Raw genomic sequence first — 2,089 nt, 5'->3', positions numbered from 1 at the left:
ACTAACACGTAAGAATATTCTTTATTTTGTTTTTGTGAGACTACTTTCACTTCTTTCCCTAATAGATGATCCGTTTCATTAATTTTTTTGTACCCTTCCATTCCCCACGGCTGTGTATCGACTGAATAGCTACCCTTTCCAATCCGCGCTACAGTTGTTGCATCTATTCGACCAAACGCTCGGTGATCTATCCACCCTAAATTCTCTTCATTCATTTTCACTAATTTATAATATCCATCTTTATTTTCGCCAATGATGTCCACTATTTTATTAGTATATAATGATGTGTCACCTATTTTTTGGAATCCCTCTTCTCCCCACGGTCTTGTATCGATGCTGTATTGACCAAATATAACTGCTGCCTTATATACTTCATTATACATTACATCATTCTGACTTATTTTTGGTTCTTTTTCTTCTTTTGCATCTAGTGATACTTTTTTATTTTTTACTAGCTCATTAACTTCATTTTTATCTAAAGCAATTTCTTTATTAAAAACTGTTTCACGGGTCTTAACAATAGCCTTTTCTTCTTCTAAACTCGTATCAGTTGTACTTTTACTTATTTTTTCATCATTTAAATTTGTTAGGTCTGTAGAATTAGAATGTGTTACATCTACCGCTTTCTCTTCATCAACCATTGCTTCATTAATTACGCCAGTAGAAATGTCATCTGCAAAAATTGTTTGATTAATCGCCATACTAGATAAAGCAATACTAGATAAACTTAAAAATAATTGCGCTGTTTTCTTCATATAATCCCCTTTTTATTTACTTTTATAACATATTAATATATCTCTCATTTATGATAACACAAACCTGTTCCAAAAAAAATCCCAATTTAATTTTGTTAGATCAAAACATAAAATTAATACTTCTATTGAATTAAATAACAGACACAAAAAATTTATTATATGTTGTTTATACTGAAGCGTACAATTTTCTTACGGTATTACTTCACCTAATGATGATTAATAGCATATTTCCGTATAAAAAAAGAGAGATAATTTCAAAATCATCCCTCTTACTCTTCAAACGATTAGCTCTAAAACTTTTGCTTACTTTAACTAAAAAACAACGACGTTAGAACCTATAGAAAAATTATTATACAACGTTCTAACAGCTCCTAATGGCGTATTAATACATCCATGTGAACCATATCCATTACGATACAACTGTCCACCATACCCATTATGTTGCCAATTCGAATCATGAATACCCCAAGTATTTCCGATAAACGGCATCCAATATTGAACTGGAGAGGCATATCCAGGTCCGATTAATACTGATGGAGATTGTTTTAAAGGTTGGATTTTATAATGTCCTCGTGGCGTATCAGAGCCTGGCTTCCCAGTAATTACAGGTGTGTCAACAATAATTTTGTTATTTTTTACACCCCACATACGTTGATTTTGAATATCTACAACAATAAATGTATTTCCAACATAATAATTTTTGCCACGAGCTTGCAAATTGCCCTCTTCTAGTCTCCAATTTCCTACATTAATTATATTAGGATTTTTAATTGCGCGATTGTCAATCCAACCTAATTTCCCATTGCCATAACGAATTAACAAATACAACCCATTATCATTTTTACCGATAATCTCTACTTGCTGATTAATGATGTGATTAGATGTTGTTATTTTTTTTGAACCTGTGATTCCCCATGGTTTTGTGTCAACACTAAATCCTGTTTTATAAACACTCGTTTTGATACCTTTTCGAGAGCTTAAAGCACGATTATCTATCCATCCCAATACTTTATTATCTTTTAAAACAAGCATATAACTTTTGTCGTTAGTCACTCCGATGACTTGAACTGTACTATATAAATAATTGCCCGTCAAACCTATTCGTTTATATCCCGGAGTACCCCACGGCCGTGTATCGATGCTAAAATTATCTCCACGTATAATTTGCGCAGTATAATTAGCATTGCTTAATGCTCGGTGGTCTATCCAACCTAGTGTTTTACCTTGTTGATCAGCTATTAAATAATACGTTTTAGTTTGATTTACACCTAAAACTTTAATTCGTTCATTAACATAACGATTAGATGTATCTCGTTTTTTAAAGTTACGCTCAC

At 32.2% G+C, this 2,089-nt stretch carries 2 protein-coding genes; both read right to left on the bottom strand.

The genetic code is table 11. The features are described 5' to 3' along the window. The coding region (locus L866_RS0108135; protein WP_025730894.1) for an SH3-like domain-containing protein at window positions 1-755 on the bottom strand (755 nt) is incomplete at its 3' end. Window positions 756-1,067: 312 nt separating this feature from the next. After that, a partial coding sequence (locus L866_RS09175) for a L,D-transpeptidase family protein (RefSeq protein WP_025730892.1) occupies window positions 1,068-2,089 on the bottom strand: 1,022 nt, incomplete at its 5' end.

The sequence above is a fragment of the Atopobacter phocae ATCC BAA-285 genome, from assembly GCF_000526675.1.
In the GTDB taxonomy this organism is placed as follows: Bacteria; Bacillota; Bacilli; order Lactobacillales; family Aerococcaceae; genus Atopobacter; species Atopobacter phocae.
The sequence above is the reverse complement of the archived record's forward strand: the minus strand, read 5'-3'. Positions and strand labels throughout refer to the sequence as shown.